Raw genomic sequence first — 17,344 nt, 5'->3', positions numbered from 1 at the left:
TCCGATCTTCTCAGGTATCACACACACGTTGCTACTGGATGGGAATCTGCAGGGTCATGCCAGCAACGATCACATCGTTCTTTTTCAGACCGTTTGTTTCGAGCAGCACCTTGGTAAAGCGCACACTCCCAAGCTCACGCTGTGCGATATGTCCGAGCGTGTCGTTCTTTTTTACAACGTATGCACGAGTCTTCGCAGCATGGGCGTCGGCAATCTTTGCGGAGTCGACTGGCTTTGATGCGGGCTGCTCAAGCTTCGGCTCAGCCTTTGCAATCACCAGATTTGTTCCCAACGGAACTCGCAACTTCACACCCTGCTTCACGGAACCGCTCTGACTGACCTTGTCCGCGTTGAACTCGGCGATGCGCCGCCACTCATTGCCATTGCCGTAGTACTCCTCAGCAATAGCGTAGAGACTCTCGTTCTTGCGAACGGTGCGGAACTCCCAGTCGACCATCTCGTTGGCCGACTTTTCACCAGCCGGATGGAACCGACTCTTCGGATCCATGCTGAAGATGGCAGGATCATCGTGCTGCGCGAGCGTGGTTTGTCTGGTTTCCTGTGGAGGGGCAACCAGTAGACGCTCCGCCTCACTTGCTCCCTGAGGAGCAACGCGATCTGTCTGCGACGCAGGCTGCGCATTCTCAAGTGACCCCTTGATTGCATCTGCAAACCGGTCACCAAGTTCGCCTGCGGTCGCCAACATCCTTGTGCTGGCAGAAGAACGATCACTTTCGTTGGGCTCTTCGCTCTCTGCCGGCGATTCATTGCGGATCTGCGAACCTGACGCATGCGCATCCGAGAGCGCGCGAGTGTTAGAAGTGGGAGCGTTGTAATGCACACCGATCTGGCGCTGCTGCCCGGTGCCCGTCATGTCAACGAGTTGGATCGGTTGCGATGGCAGCAGGTCGTCGGTGATGAGACTGTCTTCCTGGCCAACCGCTGCCAGAGGTGTGTTGCGTTCACTCGACATGTGGTCGGTCAAAAGCACAAAGACCAACAGCACAACGGTTACGCCAATGATCAGACTCAGTTTGTGTTCGCTTGTCATCCGTGCAAACCCCTGGTGATACGCCATCCAGCCTCAGTCTGCACAATGCGCAGACCGACCAACACCGGAGCGGATGTCCCAAATCCACTCCTGATCTCAAACTGCACCACCACCAGTTGGTTTGTTCCGCGGACACCACTCCGCAGACTCCTCCAGAGTAGGCCATATCGTCGCCCGGGGCGATGCGCCTTGACCTGCCTCTTGTGATTCTGTTCTCTCCGATGGCTTCTGTCAAACCTCCGGCGTTTCGGAGCATCTGCGCGATCAGCCTCGAAGTCGAACAGCACGCAGCTTGGCCGACCTGGATCGGGGGTTCGCTGCGACTTCTTCTTCATCGGGGCGCAACAGTTGCTGGTTGATCCACGAGGCATGATCAGCCTCCACCAGCGCCCGCATAGACCGCTTGACCGGTCGATCCTCCAAAGAATGAAAGCTGATAATGCCGACTCGCGCACCCGCTGCCAGCCAGGGGTCGGTCTGTGCGGTTTGTATCGCGGGCCGGCTGTGCGGGTTGTGAGGCCCAGCTGCGCGGATTTCGGCAGCACGCTCGATCGATTTCAGCAGTCTCTCGAGCGAGCCGAGTTCGTCATTGACCGCGATGCGCAGTGCCTGGAACACGCGGGTTGCCGGGTCAATCCCCGGCTTTGCTCCTTTTCGGCTGGATTTCAGTGCGTCACGAACCACCGCAGCCAGCTGATGGGTTGTCTCGATTGGGGTGTGCTTGCGATGCTCCACGATTGCTCGCGCGATCTGGCCCGCGCCTGGTTCCTCACCAAACTGCTTGAAGATCCGCGCAAGCTCACGATCATCCATGGTCATCACAAGATCGCGTGCGGTCACTGGGATCGATCGGTCCAGACGCATGTCGAGCGGTCCATCAGCCCGGAACGACATACCACGCGACGGATCATCCATCTGGCTGGATGAAAAACCGAGATCGGCAAGCACCATGTCAGCGACAATCCCGCGCTTTTCAAGCTCACGAGGTGCGTCTGCAAAGTTTCCTCGGATTGTCTCGATGTGCGGAGCAATTGCTCTGGCCTGCACTCGCTGTGCTGCGCGTGACAGATTGCTCTCATCAAGGTCGACCAGCACGATCGTTCCACTTGGTCCCAAATGCGGCGCGATCTCGCACGCGTGTCCGCCAAGTCCTGCTGTCAGATCGACATACGTTTCGCCGACCTGCGGTGCAAGCGTGTCGAGCACTGTCTTTGGCAGTACTGGGACATGGTCAAACTGAGAGGGGGATGATGCGTCGCTGCTGGTCACACATGGAGCGTAGCTTCACTCGCTGGCGCTGGTTTCATCGTCCTTGGTTGTGATCTGGGCAAGGTCTTCTTCAGCCGCAAGGTCCTCAGGACGCAGTTCCTCGGTTGGTTCCGGGATCAGCTGGAGCATTTGCTGGGCAATCTGAGAGGGTTCGCACAGTATTGCGACACGTGCTGGCCCCTGCGATCGAGCGCTGGCTGCAAGCGACGGTGTGTCCAGCGCATGCATCAGCGCCTTTGCAAGCTGTTCATCATTGTCTGGAGGTGCTAGCAGCCCTGTGATGTCCTCGTCGATGATCTCCGCCTGCCCGCCAGCGTCGGATGCGACAACAGGCACTCCAGCTGACAATGCTTCGAGCACAACGGTGGGGAAGTTTTCGAATCGTGACGGCAGACACAAGGCTGCTGCGCTCTGCATCATGGGACCAAGGGACGCTCGATCGACACCGCCAAGAAACCGGATTGAGCTGTTCAGGTTCATTGCAGAGACAAGTGAGTTCAAGTAGCTTCGCATGGACGAACTGTGAAACGAGCTGTCACGCGTCGGTCCTGTGTGCGTGTCTGTGCCGACAATCACAAGCTGGGCATCCTTGTGGTGCATCTTGACACGAGCCCACGCACGAACCAGCGTGTCAACCCCCTTGCGCCATTCGAGCCGACCAACGTAGAGAATCGTTGGTTGCTCGAAGACTTGTTTCGTCTGGCACAACTGGGTGAAAGATTCCACGTCAAATGGATTTGGGATAACACGCTCGATCTTCGGCCAGCGATCACTTGATCCAAAGCGTGATCGCACACGATCTAAGAGCGCCCGAGAAGGGGAGACCACAACATCAGCCAGCAGGATCGACTGGATCTCCAGCCTGAATACAGGCACATGGTCCTTTGGGCTTGGGCGCTCGCGATTCAGCTCCATGCACATCTGCAAAGGAGTATGCAAGCGGACAACCAGTGTTGTTGCATGGATCTTGCCTAAAGCTCGCCACGCTCCGATGAGAGCACCCTCACCACCAAACTCGGGATATTCGACCAGATCGAATGGTTGTTCGAGCGTCAGAATGTGCATCGCTTCTGCAACAGCGCGCGCATAAATGTCGTTCCATGTGGGCGGAACCTTCGGAAGCGATGACTGAAGCACTGCCCGCGCACGATCAATGTTTACTGGATGGATATGGATACCATCCAACTCGCTCGCATCGCGAATCTTCAGATCAGGATGCGGCCCCGTGACGATATGTGTCTCACACCCGGCATCGCGCATTGCACGCGCCAGATTATTTGCATGCACCCCGATACCCGCACCATAAAACGGCATCAACTCGTGCGACACAATACAAACGCGTGGCCGAGTCACGGGATACCCCTTGCATTCACTCAGTCAGGAACTCACACTCGCACTTGCGAGCACTCTCGGTGTTGCCACACTATCGGCAAGCGCACTCAACGTTCGCTCAATATCGTGCGAAGTGATGTACGGCCCGAGGCTTAGTCTTGTTGCACCCAACGATCGGGGATTTTCCAGTGTTCCGAATGTGCGGTGTGCGCGGGGTGCGCAGTGAATGCCGCTTCGCACAAGAACCTGATGCTGTTCCAGTCGCTGTGCAAGTGTTGTTGGTGCAATAGATTGATGGACAACCGAGAACACCCCGACGCGAAGATCCATCCTGGCAGGTCCAAGCAGTTGAAGTCCATTGCAGGAAAGATCAGCAAACCCGCGAATCAACTGTTCTCCCAGTGTAACTTCATGCAGTCTCAGTGTTTCTACTGATTTCTGTTTGAGCCACTGCAGCGCAACGCGCCAGCCCGCGATACCAACGGTGTTGTGCGATCCAGCTTCGAAGCGCTCGGGCATCGCGTCTGGTTGCACGTCCAGTTCATAGCTGCTCCCCGTGCCGCCCTCGCGCACGGTTGTCATGCGCTGCTCGATGCCGGGCCTGATGTAGAGCGCGCCTGTTCCTTGTGGACCGAGCAGTCCCTTATGTCCCGGCACAGCAAGGAGATCAATGCCGAGTGTCTGCACGTCGATTGGCAGATGCCCTGCGGCTTGCGCTGCATCGACCAGCAGTGGGATGTTTCTTTTTCGGCAGATGTCAGCGATGGATGCGACGTCCTGAATCGTGCCAGTGACGTTCGATGCCATGTTGATCACGACGAGCGCGGTGTCGTCTGACATTGCGTCGCGAACAGATGCAGGCTCAATCACACCGGTCTTGGGATCGGCATCCACGCACGTCCATTGCACGTCGTGTTGAGAATGCATCGCAGCAAGTGGTCGCAGGACCGAGTTGTGGTCCATTCTGGTTGTAATCGCATGCACGGGGCGGGTGGTTCGCTTGCGTGAAAGGATTGCGTGACCGAGAATACCCTTGATCGCTAAGTTCAGTGCATCCGAGGTGTTGAGTGTGAAGATGACATGATTTGGATCTTCGCCGTTGAACAGATCGCACAGGAGTGATCGTGTCTCGGCGAGTATGGCTGCGCCCTGTTTCGCCTCTGCGTAGTGTCCTCGTCCAGGTGATGAGCCAATATGTGTGCCAAACTCCAGCATTGCTTCATACACGCCCGGCGGCTTAGGAAAGGATGTCGCAGCATTGTCAAGGTAGAGACGGACCATCGCGTGCATCGTAGGTCTGGAAACGAGCTAGTTGAGCATGTTTTCACGATACCACGCGACGGTGTTTGCAACGCCCTCGTGCAAGGGGGTGGCAGCGTGCCAGCCGAGAAGTGCTTTGGCGCGCGATCGATCGAGGCTGCGGCGTGCAACGCCGTCGGGCTTTGTGGTGTCCCACTGAATGTCGCCGGTGAACCCTGCTGCATCGCACGCGCATTGCACAAAGTCCTTCAGCGATGTCTCCTGTCCTGTACCAAGGTTGATCGGTACTGGTGCCTGATCGGTCACACGTTCGGCAGCAGCAACAACACCCTTCGCTGCATCCTCGATGTACAGGAACTGGCGCGTCGGTTTTCCTGATCCCCAGTTCGTGATGGTGGGTTCGTTGTTGTGCGCAGCGATCACGCAGCGCTCGATGATCGCTGCAGCAGCGTGCGAGGTCGCAGGGTCAAAGTTATCGCCGGGGCCGTAGAGATTCGTTGGTATGACGTATGCGCTGGGAAGTCCGTGCTGGGTGTGATACGCACGAAGCAGTTCAAGCGACGCGAGCTTTGCGACAGCATACGGGAACGAGCCTTGCTCGGGCTTGCCCTCCCAGAGTGTGTCCTCGTGGAACGGGACCGGAGCATCTGCCGGGTACGTCACCATAGAGCCGACAAGCACGATGCGACCGTTCCGTAGCGGGAGCATGTCGGTGCGGCACGCCTCGACGAGATTGAGTGCCATCGCCATGTTGTCGTGGAACATGCGCGCGGGGAAGTTGCGATTCGCGCCGAGACCACCGACGAATCCTGCGCAGTGGATAACGACATCGGGCTTTGCATGCTGATGGGCAAAGGCTTCACGCAGCATGGCAGATGCAGCACCGGGTTGCGTGAGATCGTACTGGTGGTGCGATGGTGTTGCGATGTGCCTAACCGGGACTCCACGCGTTCGCAGCACGTTGACCACATTCCGTCCAAGAAAGCCCGATGCGCCGGTTACAACCACGCGAACCTGCGTCCAGTCGATGGTGATCGGGAGTTGTGTCTCGGATGGGTCGTTGGGCATGGAGTATTCTTTGCACTTGATTGCTCGGCTTTAGAAGAAAGCGGAGCCGATTTGATCTGGACAGGAGATATCGATGGCACAGCGCAAGCCGATCGTTGGTGGAAACTGGAAGATGAATCTCGATCGTCAGCGATCAGTCCAACTTGCTGAAGCAACAGGCAGGGCAGTGCATGACGCGTCCACATCGGTGGATGTCACGCTGTTTCCAGCGTTTCCGTACCTTTATGCGGTTGGAGCCACTGTCCGTGCGAGTGCTGCTTCGGTCGAGATGGGTGCCCAGGACTGCAGCCAATATTCGGATGGTGCGTACACCGGCGAGGTTTCTCTGCCCATGCTAAAAGACTGTGGCTGTGCGTGGGTGCTCGTCGGACACTCAGAACGTCGCCACGTCATTGGTGAGACTGACGTGATTGTGAACCAGAAACTTCGAGCTGCACTCGATGCAGGCCTCGACGTGGTTCTGTGCATCGGTGAGACGCTCGATCAGCGAGAGGCTGGCCAGACAGACGCGATTAATGAGCAGCAGCTTCGATCTGGTCTGGCACTGGTGCCGGATGATGTTATAGGACGAATTGTTATTGCGTACGAGCCGGTCTGGGCAATTGGCACGGGCAAGACAGCAACTCCAGCCGATGCACAGGCAGCACATCAGCAGATTCGGGCTGTTCTGGCTGATATGCACGACGATCGGCTTGCCAGTGAGATCCGCATCCAGTATGGCGGCAGTGTAAAGCCGGGAAATGCGCCCGAACTCGCCCAGATGCCCGATATCGACGGGTTTCTGGTGGGTGGAGCATCGCTTGACGCAGGGCCATTTGCCCAAATCGTCGAGGCGATGGCTGCGAGCATCTGAGCGCGAAATCAGCCTTTCCACCCATTTTTCTTGTGCATTTCGGGGTGTCGGCTACGATTCAGCCGATGGCAAACGGACCTGCAGCGTTCGCCGGCTGAAGACAGGCTTTGGTTCGGCTCGTCCGCGGCTGCAAAGGCACGGTCCGAGGGACCCTTATGACCTCCACACGTGGAACAACCGGAACGAGCGCAAGTCCAGCAGCTACAAATGGTTGGAACGCAGCGTACCTGGATGCCCAGCACGAGCAGTACCGCACCAACCCGGATTCACTGCCGCCCGATGTCAGGGCCTTCTTTCAGGGATTTGAGCTCGCTTCAAGCCTTGGCAGCACCTCCGACAAGACCTCTGGCGTCGATCGTGGGATCGCTGATCTGATTTATGCGTACCGCCAGCTCGGGCACATCGCAGCCACCGTCGATCCGTTCGGCCGCGTCAACGAGCGTCCGAAGGCGATGACACTCGAACATCATGGGTTGGCGAAGGCAGATCTGACGCGCCACGTCGATCCATCAGCTGCGAGCCTGTATGCGGGCGGGCCCTTGCAAGAGGTTATCGATCATCTTGATCGAACCTATTGCAGGAACATTGGCTTTGAGTACATGCACGTGCAGAACACCGAAGAGCGCGAATGGCTCTGGCGTGTGATCGAGGAGAACGAGGGACGCATTCCCATCAGCGATGACACCCGCAAGCGCCTGCTCTCGCAGGTACTGAAGAGTGAATCATTCGAGACGTTCCTCGGCAAGCGCTATCCGGGCGACAAGCGGTTCAGTCTCGAAGGCGGCGAATCTCTGATCGTGCTGTTGGAACAGATGATCGAACGTGCTTCAGATCTCAATGTCGAAGAGACCGTGATCGGCATGGCCCATCGCGGCAGACTCAATGTGCTCAACAATGTTGTTGGCAAGAGCTACGAGCAGATTTTCACTGAGTTCGAGGACACGTGGGGCGAGGACTTTGTCGATGGCGGCGGCGACGTAAAGTACCATCGCGGATATTCCGGTCAGCGCACGCTGGCAAACGGAAAGACAATGCATCTTGCGTTGTCGAGCAATCCAAGCCACCTTGATGCGGTCGATCCCGTTGTGCTTGGCCGAGCACGTGCAAAGCAGTACCTTTCAGGTGATCTCCAGCGCAAGCACATTATGCCGCTGCTGATCCACGGCGATGCAGCTATTGCTGGCCAGGGCATCATCGCAGAGTGTCTGAACCTGTCGCAACTCGAGGGCTACACGGTTGGCGGCACGGTCCACGTCGTAATTAACAACCAGATCGGTTTCACAACGCTCCCCGAAGACGCTCGATCGACCCGCTATTGCACCGACGTCGCGAAGATGATCGATGCGCCGATCTTCCACGTGAATGGTGACGACCCTGAGGCGTGTGTGACAGCTGCGCAGATCGCGGTCGAATACCGCCAGAAGTTCGGCAAGGACGTGTTCATCGACCTTGTTGGATTCCGCAAGTATGGTCACAACGAGCAGGACGAGGCAGCATTCACCCAGCCCTTGATGGCGGACAAGATCAAGAAGAAGCCGAGTGTCCTGAACGTGTACGCTGACAAGTTGCTCGCAACCGGTGTCATCAACAATCAGGTGATGCAGGCGATCAAGGACGAGATCAACGAGGCGCTCGAGCGCGCGCAAGACGCTGCAAAGAACCAGCCATATGACCCTACGATCGATCCGGGTTCGCGCCGATGGTCGAAGATGAAGCGGTCGTGGGACTTTGAGCCGGTGAACACCGGTGTTCCAATGAAGACGTTGACGCTGATCTGCAACGCGCTTGGCACAGTCCCTGAAGGCTTCAATGTCCATCGAAAGCTTGTGAATCTGCTGAAGGATCGCAAGGAACTTCCAAAGACGAAGAAGATTAGTTACGCCGATGCAGAATCGCTCGCGTACGGGTCGCTGCTGCTTGAAGGCGTGCCGGTTCGTTTGAGCGGTCAGGACTGTCGCCGAGGCACGTTCAGCCACCGTCACGGTGTGCTCCGTGATGCAAAGACGGGTGAGGCATATATCCCGCTCGATCACATCACCGAGGTCGGTATGCCCGGTACCGATACACCGCCGCTCTCCAAGATGGACGATGGCAGAAAGCGTCAGGCGCAGTTCGGTGTGTGGGACAGCCCTCTTTCGGAAGCGTCCGTGCTCGGGTTTGAGTACGGCGCCAGCATGGTCGATCCGTATCAGTTGGTCTTGTGGGAAGCGCAGTTCGGTGACTTTGTCAATGGCGCGCAGACCATCATCGATCAGTTTATCGTCAACGCAGAAATCAAGTGGGATCGGTGGTCGGGTCTGGTGATGCTGCTCCCGCATGGATATGAGGGCGCAGGCCCTGAGCACTCGTCCGGTCGCATGGAGCGGTTCCTCCAGTCGTGCGCACAGAAAAATATCCAGGTCGTGTACCCATCCACGGGTGCGCAGATGTTCCATCTGATCCGTCGGCAGGTGCAGCGCGATTTTCGGAAGCCGCTTGTTGTGATGACGCCGAAATCAATGCTTCGCACTGCGACGAGCACAATCGACGAACTGACGAAGGGTTCATTCCTTGAAGTGATCGACGATCCGAAGTTTACAGCTGCGGGCGCGGGTGACAACGGCAAGCGCACTCGCAAGACATCCGTGAGCAAGGTCAAGCGTGTGATCCTCTGCTCGGGCAAGGTTTTCTATGAGCTTGCAGCAAAGCGCGACGAACTCGGACGCGACGACGTTGCGATTGTCCGCGTCGAGCAGGTGTATCCATTGCACACCGAACTTGTGAAGAAGACCGTCGGCAGGTATCCGACATCCGCAGAGTTGGTCTGGGTGCAGGAAGAGCCTCGAAACATTGGCGCGTTCCTGTTCCTGCAGGACAAGCTCCGCGAGAAGGCGGGCATCGAGATCGCACGATACATCGGGCGCGATGCGAGTTCGTCGTCCGCAACCGGTTCCAAGCGCATGCACAAAGAGGAGCAGGAGTGGCTCATCGCGCAGGCGTTCGCCGATGAACCCGAGAAATCATCCTCGGTTGCTGTACGAGCAAAGGCAAAGGCCGGCGCTAAGTAAGCTGCCTCCCATTGGTTTTGTTTTCTGATCCATTTTCTCTGCAACCATCCAACCACAGGCACCCACAGTGAGCACAACGGAGACAACAACCATGGCGACGGACATCGTCATCCCAACAGTTGGTGAGAGTGTGACATCCGGCGTGATTGCTGCGTGGCTGAAGCAGGATGGCGAATGGGTCGAGCGCGACGAGACCGTGCTCGAACTGGAAACCGACAAGATCACGATGGAGTTGCCAGCACCGGCTGCTGGTGTGCTCAAGCGCACCGCAAACGAGGGCGACGAGGTGGAGGTCGGCGCGACCGTCGGTTCGATCGATGAGTCTGCAGAGAAGCCGGCAGGTGCCGCTCCAGCGAAGCAGGAAAAAGCAGCAGCAGCGAACGCCTCAGCAACAACCGCTGCACCACCAAAGCCCGCTGCGACTGAAACGAAGGCATCACCCGAACCAAAGCCCGCGCAGTCAGCACCGGCAGCATCGGGTGGCGATGTGTCCATCACGCCCGCTGCACGCAAACTCGCGGACGAACTCGGCGTGAATCCTGCGTCGATTGTTGGCACGGGGCCGGGGCATCGTGTTCGCGAGATGGATGTCCTTGCGTTCCATCAGGCGCAGTCCAATGGCAGCGTCTCAATGAACGGCACGGCGCACGCAGCGCCTGCTCGGGGGTCGCGTAACGCGCCGCGTGAGTCGATGTCGCGCCTGCGCCAGCGTGTTGCCGAGCGCCTCGTTGATGCGCAGCACACCGCTGCCATGCTCACAACCTTCAACGAGATCGACATGACCGCGGTCATGGATCTGCGGAAGAAATACAAGGAAGACTTCGCGAAGAAGCACGATATCAATCTCGGTTTCATGTCGTTCTTTGTCGCGGCCGCAACCAGCGCGCTCCGCGCATTCCCCATGGTCAACGCGTTCATTGCGGGTGGCGACAAGGGGCCCGAGATCGAGAAGCATGACTACTGCGATGTCGCGATCGCAGTTTCGAGCCCAAAGGGACTCGTTGTTCCCGTGCTCCGCAATGCTGAGGGCATGTCGTTCGCAACGATCGAGAAGACCATCAAGGAACTCGCGATCAAGGCACGCGACGGCAAGCTCACTATCGAGGAGATGACCGGCGGCACGTTCACGATCACCAACGGCGGCATCTTCGGCTCGATGATGTCAACGCCGATTCTGAATCCGCCGCAATCAGCCATTCTTGGCATGCACGCGATCACGAAGCGCGCTGTCGAAGATCCAAGCAACCCCGGAAGCATCGCACTCCGCCCAATGATGTACGTTGCGCTGAGTTACGACCATCGCATCATCGACGGTGCCGACGCGGTCAGCTTCCTTGTCCATATCAAGAAGTCCATTGAGGATCCGTCACGCATCCTGCTTGACATGTAACAGCTGCACGCGTTGTGCAGCACGATCGTCGTGAGACAGATCACCCCGAAAGAGAGTTACAGTGAAACAACAACGAAGCGCACGCGCGCCGTCAAAGAGCGCGCCGAAGAAGAACTCATCCCACACAACTCGGAACGCAGCATCCAAGCCGTCGCGCCAGCATAGAAAGAACGACAACCGTCCGTCGGAACTGACCGACGCGTCGCGCGGTGAGCGTTTGCAGCGTGTGATGGCGGACGCGGGCATCGCCTCGCGCCGCGACTGCGAGCGCATGATCGAGGACGGGCTCGTCGAGGTCAACGGCAGGATTGTCACCGAACTCCCCGTGTGGGTGGACCCAGCGGAGGACACGATTGTCGTTGAGGGGCGCAAGCTGAAAAAGCCCTCAAAGAATGTCTATGTGATGTTCAACAAGCCCGCGCGCACCGTCACAACAACGCGCGACGAAGAAGGCGCGTTGCGTCGTATCGTGACGGACTTTGTGAACCATCCGCTCGCGCCGAGACTGTTCCCCGTGGGCAGACTGGACTTTGAATCGGTAGGCTTGCTGCTGCTCACAAACGATGGCGATCTTGCGCACGCGTTGACACATCCGCGGTATGGATTGCCCAAGACGTATCTCGTGCATGTGCGTGGTTCACTGGACGACGATCAGATCGAAAAACTCCGCGATGGTTTGTATCTGGCCGATCGAAAATCAGGAAAAACAGTCGGCGCGAGCCGGACTGCTGAAGTGAAAGTGGAACTCGTCAAACGCAACCGCGACACGACGGTGCTTGAGATGACGCTCCACGAGGGGCGGAACCGGCAGATCCGGCGCATGCTCGCACACGTTGATCATCCCGTCAAGAAGCTCGAGCGCATCGCGATCGGACCACTCAAGATGAAGGGCGTGCAGCGCGGTCACTGGCGCGAACTCACGCCGCCCGAACTGCACGGATTGCAGAAAGCCGTGAAGCGTGCATCGAAAGCAGCGGCTGCAAAGACCGATTAGCGTGGGTCAAGCATCGAGTAGTCGTACTCATAGTCATATGTACCACTCTCTGCACTATTGCCAGTATGCAGGAGAGCTGCGCCCGCACCGCAGAACACTGCTGCGATGACGACTGGCACGCTCAGTCGAATGGCGAGATGCTTGTTTCGTGTGATCTCAAGGAACACACTCGGCAGAGATACACCAAGCAGGATACAGATCCCCGCGATCGCGGGCTTCGTTGGTGTCATCCATGCAGAAGCAGAACTCGTCCACATACCGACCAGCCACGTCGTGGTCAGCACGACGATGGCTGCGCCTGCGAATCCTCTCGATGACGAGGTCCATCTGTCCGGTTCATTTCTGTGAATGACTCTGTATGTCACAGCGCACGCAACAATCGCTGCTGTGATGCCAGCAAATGTCGCGCCAAGTGCGGGCGGAAATGTTGACAGCCCCGCATCCAGCAACAACTTTGCTGCAATGCCCGCTCCGATCAACAGTGGGAGTGCAGTGCTGAAGAACACATTGCAGAGGAAGTGATGTGACGTTGTCTGCTTGTTGTCGCTGTCACATCTGCGCACGTGTACCGCGTTGTCAATCACGGTCCATGCAATCGCACCAAGCATAGATGCCGGCGCGATCCATGCAACTGTTTCGGTGATAGACCATGACTTTGAGATCAAACGCCAGTTGACGATGACGAGCGATGCTGCGATGGCACTTGCGCGAAGCGCAACGCCTGTTCCAGCGGTCAAGAGCAACTTCAATGTGGACTGTGATCCGATGAGTGTCCGTTGGCGCAGCAGATGCGCGAGAGACGAGACGGCGATTGCAACTATGCAACCAACAGTAATCGCCCACGGGGACCGATCGACCGCCCGCTGCAGCGGAAACGACTGAAATCGGATCAACAGGCCGAGCGCAATCGCAGCGGATGCGCACGCTCCCGTTGCAAGAAGCAGCGTGCGAAGCATCGAGTGGACCTTGCGTGTGCCCGCGACTGCACCGATCACAGCACCCACAGCACACGATGCTGCGGTCGCGATCATCGCGGCCTGGATTGCTTCAGCGGGTGGTGCGACTGCCTGCATGCACGGTTCCTAAGGAGTGCGAGTGGGAGTGCGTGTGTGATGCACGCGATGTACATCGGGTAACGCGGTGCAAACACTTCGCACAACAGGTCTTATTTCAGCGAGCGTCCGCCATCAACCGGGAGGATGTGCCCCGTGACATACGCAGCATCGCACGCAAGCCATGCGACTGCGCTTACGGCATCCTCGGGTGTTCCGGCCCGATTGAGCGGCACACGCGAAAGATACTGCTGCTGTATTGCCTCGTCGCTCTCGGGTCCATCTTCGGGCCACGCAACAACACCCGGCGCAACGCCGTTCACACGCACGTTGGGAGCGAGATCAACCGCAAGCGAACGGACCATCTCTGTGAGTGCTGCCTTTGACATTGAGTAGGGAATATGGTTCTTCCTTGGTAAACCCATCGCGTGGATATCGCACATGCACACGATTGCCCCACCGCTCGGGAGCGCACTCTTTGCAAGCAGTGGCGCAAGTGAAACGGACATCAGGAGTGGCGAGAGCGCGTTGATACGCATGCACGTGCTTGCGGTGTTGGTATCGATCGAGTGTAATGGTGTCGGATGGTAGATAGAGGCGTTGTGTACGAGGACATCGAGTCGAGGCAGATGCTCTGCGAGTTCCTTTGTCCACGCCCGAACACGGTCCGTGTCGTTCATGTCAACTTGGTACGTTGAAGTGCCTAGTGCAGCATTGATGGTGCGGATTTTTTCGATGGTTGCGTCGGGTGTTGTCGTGTGCCAGGTCAGTATGAGATCGAACCCGCGCGATGCGAACTCGCACGCGATAGCCTGGCCGACACGCTTTGAAGCGCCGGTGATGAGGGCAACAGGACGGGCAGCCTCTTTCTCACTCATCGCGACGGGCCTCCGTGCCGTGGTGGTGTGCGTGTTGGTCCATCCGATTGGTCATTCGCATCGTCATCATCGGAGTCGTCAACGTCCTCATCATCGAGACGCTGAGATAGTGGGGGTAATGGTGGATCAAAGCGTGGGTTGTGTGTGATGCGTCGGCTCGATCGTGTGTGCGAGTCGGGGTCAACGACATCGGGCTCGTCGAAGTCGTCAGCATTGACACGCTTTCCCGCTTCTGTCCACGGGTCGATATCGGTCTTCGCTCGCGTGGCCGATGCGCGAATCGAGCTGTGCTCGCGTACATGCTTCCGCCACAGAATGACAAAGCCAGTCAGGATCACAAGCGTACCAAGTGAGATACCAAGCAGAAGCACTGCGAGATAGCCGGCTGCCTTGCGGGCGGAGGGATCATCGGAAACGGAATGCGCGATTGTCAGCAGCATCATGTGTGGGATTGTACGAGTGAACTTTGCCAGCGTATCAGGTCTGGCTTGCACTGCTCGTATGACGTTTCAGCCAGCGACCCCACACACACGCCATTGCAGCGGCTGCAAGAACAAGTGCACCGTTGAACTGATGGGCTGCGGTCGTCAGAGCACGGCTCCATGGCACCTGCGACATCGTGGCGACATCTTCTGCATTGGGAATGACATTCTCATCTGGCTTGCCCAGCGTTCTCATGACCGCAAACAACGCCATGAATCCGAGCACGATCTGCAGCGACACGACCGCAATCGAAAACCACCCAAGCCGGCGTGCCGTGGGTTCGAACTCATCTTTCTCGGTGTCACTGCGCGAGATGAGCATGGCACCAGCAGCAACGCCAAAAAGAACAACAATTGCAGAGAATCCAAGATGTGTCCACAGCGCGTGGTTCGCAGCCGTTGAGCCGCTTGCTTTCATATGTCTGAATGTTGCGCCGAGGATCAACTGCAGGATTGACGCGTGCAGGAACCCCATGCCGAACAACTTGATTTTTCGATCACGCGGATGTGCATGAAGGGTGGAACTGGAACGATAAAGGGTGGTCTGCCAGACAATGCATGTAAAGACCAGTGCAAAGATGAGTTGTGCAAGCACGCCGTGAACAACTGCGAGGATTTGGCTCTTTTCTTCAACACGATTGCCGCCAATATATCCTTGGATGCTGATCAGTACGAGCGCAACCGTGACTCCGATGCGTGCCTTCTTTGATGCATCGCCAAGCCAGATGTATGCAACAGCAAAGATTGCAGCGATACCGATGAGCATTCCGAAGAGCCGATGAGTGTGCTCGAAGTAGATATTGGGCTGGGCCATCAGACTGAGCGGGTAGAAGAACATGTACGCAGAATCACTGCGTGGCCAGTCCGCGATAGCCAATCCGCTGCGTGTTGAGGTAACGAGACTCCCGGTTGCAATCAGAGGAACGAGTGCTCCCGCGAGCACAATAATCATTCGCTTCGGTGTCGTGCGCGCAGTCCATGTTGCACGGGCATGGATGAGCCACGCTGGTCCCTTGACAAGCACGCTCCCGAGGCTCGCGAGCAGTGCGCCAGCAATGCTTGCGCCAACAACAAACCCGATTGAGGCTCCAACAGCACCTGGTCGCAGCCCTTCTGCACCTGGTGCTGGAGTGTCGCCGACACTTGGTTGATGCACCATCGAAGACGAGAAAACAATGAGTGTGGTGAGTATTGCTGCAACTAATCCGGTCGTTGCGCCGAGCATGAATGCGCGCTGGTGCGATGCTGACCCGATCCCACACCAGAACAGCCCCAATGCAAAGAGTGCTGCAAGCACTCCAGCGGAAGACGATGTGTTCATGCTGAAGGCCGGAAAGTGTGTGATGTATGCCCCGAGCGCGACGATAACTGCGATTGCAACACCCTGCACAGTGCTTTGCGCCCAGATTGGTGAGGTTGGTTCGTTGGGGACGGAATGTTCGTTTTTTGTTTGCATTTGAGAGGCCGTGACTTGGGCAAAACACAGCCCGTCGATATATTGAGAATCATTCTCAGTTAAATAAACGACATGTGGGTACATTGAAAGATGCACCCGACTTGCAGACAGTAAACGCCCCGGTTCAGCGAGTCCTGCGTGAAGTCGCGGCACGTTCGATTCTGTTCAGATTTTTTCCCGACGGGCAGCGCAAACCTTGATTTCACCGGGGGGGCAGAAGTGCGCCGGATGGCGTGTTTGCTGTCGGTCTCGTGTTGTGTTGGAGGAGGCTTCGGTGTCCTCTGACAAGTGTTGGTGACGGCTTTCCTTACAGCTGCTGTTTTGCAGCGTTGGAGCAACGGAGAAGCGTTGTGGCATCACTGTTTCCGAAATGGATGAACGCGATTCCAACACTTGGTGCTGTGTTTGGGTTGTGCGGCGCATCCACCGTGATTGGCAGCGTGTGGTACTGGGCGACGCCCGAGTTCTGGGAAGTGGGATACATGCCCCGTCAGCCGGGTGGTGGATTTAACCATCAGATCCACGCGGGCAAACTTGGCATTGATTGCCGGTACTGCCACACGCACGTTGAAGAGTCTGACGAAGCGAACATTCCGAATGTTGCGACATGTATGGGGTGTCACACCGAAGGCAGACTGAATCTGGAAGTTGAGACAAAGGTCGGAGCAAAGGTGCAGTTCGTCCGCGATGCGTACGCAGCGGGCACCCGGTTTGAAGAGATCGAAGCGCTCCATCATGAGGGCATGCACGACGAGGCCGACGAGAAGCTTCACGAATACGAACTTGCAGGACTTGCGGTGGTTGAGGGTGGCGCATCGATCGAATGGCGCCGAGTTCACAAACTCCCGGATTACGTCCGCAACTTTCCGCACAGCGCCCATATCGCAGCGGGTGTGAGTTGCTACTCATGCCACGGCCAGATTGCGGGCATGCCTGAGGTCTACCAAGCCAAGAGCTTGAGCATGTCATGGTGTCTTGACTGCCATCGCCAGATTAAGGGCGAGAACAGAAATCATGAAGCAAATCCGCAGAACTTCCTCGTTCCGCCGGACAGAGTGACGCAACTTAAGTGGGTTGAAGACACGTGGTTTGCGAACAGGGAATCAAACAGGGCGCAGGCGATGGAACTTGCGGAGGGGTTGAACCCGCCGCAGGACTGTGGCAAGTGCCATTACTGAGTTGCGCACACAGCAGTTGAAGAGTCAGCGCAGG

The 17,344-nt window shown here is 57.3% G+C and carries 14 protein-coding genes; 5 read left to right on the top strand and 9 right to left on the bottom strand.

The genetic code is table 11. The features are described from left to right. Window positions 1–31: 31 nt before the first annotated feature. The 5 genes from H6815_01940 to H6815_01920 all read right to left on the bottom strand — a co-directional run bounded on the left by H6815_01940 (window position 32) and on the right by H6815_01920 (window position 5,980). Window positions 32–1,051, bottom strand: a complete 1,020-nt coding sequence (locus H6815_01940; protein ID MCB9859190.1) for a LysM peptidoglycan-binding domain-containing protein — start codon at window positions 1,049–1,051, stop codon at window positions 32–34. 264 nt (window positions 1,052–1,315) lie between these two features. Continuing rightward, the gene (rsmH, locus tag H6815_01935; GenBank protein ID MCB9859189.1) at window positions 1,316–2,320 is read right to left on the bottom strand and encodes a 16S rRNA (cytosine(1402)-N(4))-methyltransferase RsmH; all 1,005 of its coding nucleotides are present in this window, start codon (window positions 2,318–2,320) and stop codon (window positions 1,316–1,318) included. 15 nt (window positions 2,321–2,335) lie between these two features. Further along, window positions 2,336–3,673: a glycosyltransferase family 4 protein gene (locus tag H6815_01930; GenBank protein MCB9859188.1), complete on the bottom strand. Its 1,338-nt coding sequence runs from the start codon at window positions 3,671–3,673 to the stop codon at window positions 2,336–2,338. Between the two features lie 24 nt (window positions 3,674–3,697). Then, window positions 3,698–4,933, bottom strand: a complete 1,236-nt coding sequence (locus H6815_01925) for an aminotransferase class V-fold PLP-dependent enzyme (protein ID MCB9859187.1) — start codon at window positions 4,931–4,933, stop codon at window positions 3,698–3,700. Window positions 4,934–4,960: 27 nt separating this feature from the next. Then, complete coding sequence (locus tag H6815_01920) at window positions 4,961–5,980, bottom strand: NAD-dependent epimerase/dehydratase family protein (GenBank protein ID MCB9859186.1); 1,020 nt, start codon at window positions 5,978–5,980, stop codon at window positions 4,961–4,963. A 73-nt stretch (window positions 5,981–6,053) separates the two neighbouring features. Between H6815_01920 and H6815_01915 the strand changes: the two genes are divergently transcribed. The 4 genes from H6815_01915 (at window position 6,054) to H6815_01900 (ending at window position 12,264) form a co-directional block, all read left to right on the top strand. Beyond that, window positions 6,054–6,833, top strand: coding sequence for a triose-phosphate isomerase (locus tag H6815_01915; protein MCB9859185.1), 780 nt, complete (start codon window positions 6,054–6,056; stop codon window positions 6,831–6,833). Window positions 6,834–6,988: 155 nt separating this feature from the next. Beyond that, the gene (locus H6815_01910) at window positions 6,989–9,880 is read left to right on the top strand and encodes a 2-oxoglutarate dehydrogenase E1 component (protein ID MCB9859184.1); all 2,892 of its coding nucleotides are present in this window, start codon (window positions 6,989–6,991) and stop codon (window positions 9,878–9,880) included. Window positions 9,881–9,971: 91 nt separating this feature from the next. Then, on the top strand, window positions 9,972–11,270 hold the full coding sequence (gene odhB, locus H6815_01905) for a 2-oxoglutarate dehydrogenase complex dihydrolipoyllysine-residue succinyltransferase (protein ID MCB9859183.1): 1,299 nt from the start codon (window positions 9,972–9,974) through the stop codon (window positions 11,268–11,270). Window positions 11,271–11,499: 229 nt separating this feature from the next. Then, window positions 11,500–12,264: an rRNA pseudouridine synthase gene (locus tag H6815_01900; GenBank protein MCB9859182.1), complete on the top strand. Its 765-nt coding sequence runs from the start codon at window positions 11,500–11,502 to the stop codon at window positions 12,262–12,264. Here the strand turns inward: H6815_01900 and H6815_01895 are convergent. The 4 genes from H6815_01895 to H6815_01880 form a co-directional block, all read right to left on the bottom strand. Then, the gene (locus H6815_01895; protein MCB9859181.1) at window positions 12,261–13,337 is read right to left on the bottom strand and encodes a hypothetical protein; all 1,077 of its coding nucleotides are present in this window, start codon (window positions 13,335–13,337) and stop codon (window positions 12,261–12,263) included. The genes H6815_01900 and H6815_01895 overlap by 4 nt on opposite strands. Before the next feature lie 92 nt (window positions 13,338–13,429). Next, window positions 13,430–14,194: an SDR family oxidoreductase gene (locus H6815_01890; protein MCB9859180.1), complete on the bottom strand. Its 765-nt coding sequence runs from the start codon at window positions 14,192–14,194 to the stop codon at window positions 13,430–13,432. Continuing rightward, window positions 14,191–14,637, bottom strand: coding sequence for a hypothetical protein (locus tag H6815_01885; GenBank protein MCB9859179.1), 447 nt, complete (start codon window positions 14,635–14,637; stop codon window positions 14,191–14,193). The genes H6815_01890 and H6815_01885 overlap by 4 nt, the downstream gene beginning before the upstream one ends. A gap of 34 nt (window positions 14,638–14,671) precedes the next feature. Beyond that, window positions 14,672–15,997 (bottom strand): COX15/CtaA family protein, encoded by a 1,326-nt coding sequence (locus tag H6815_01880; protein MCB9859178.1) that lies wholly within the window; start codon window positions 15,995–15,997, stop codon window positions 14,672–14,674. A 485-nt stretch (window positions 15,998–16,482) separates the two neighbouring features. Between H6815_01880 and H6815_01875 the strand changes: the two genes are divergently transcribed. Next, on the top strand, window positions 16,483–17,310 hold the full coding sequence (locus tag H6815_01875; protein MCB9859177.1) for a hypothetical protein: 828 nt from the start codon (window positions 16,483–16,485) through the stop codon (window positions 17,308–17,310). Window positions 17,311–17,344 lie beyond the last annotated feature (34 nt).

Source organism: Phycisphaeraceae bacterium (assembly GCA_020639155.1).
Taxonomy (GTDB): domain Bacteria; phylum Planctomycetota; class Phycisphaerae; order Phycisphaerales; family UBA1924; genus JACKHF01.
Note: the sequence above shows the minus strand (reverse complement) of the source record. Positions and strands in the feature narration are given on the sequence as shown.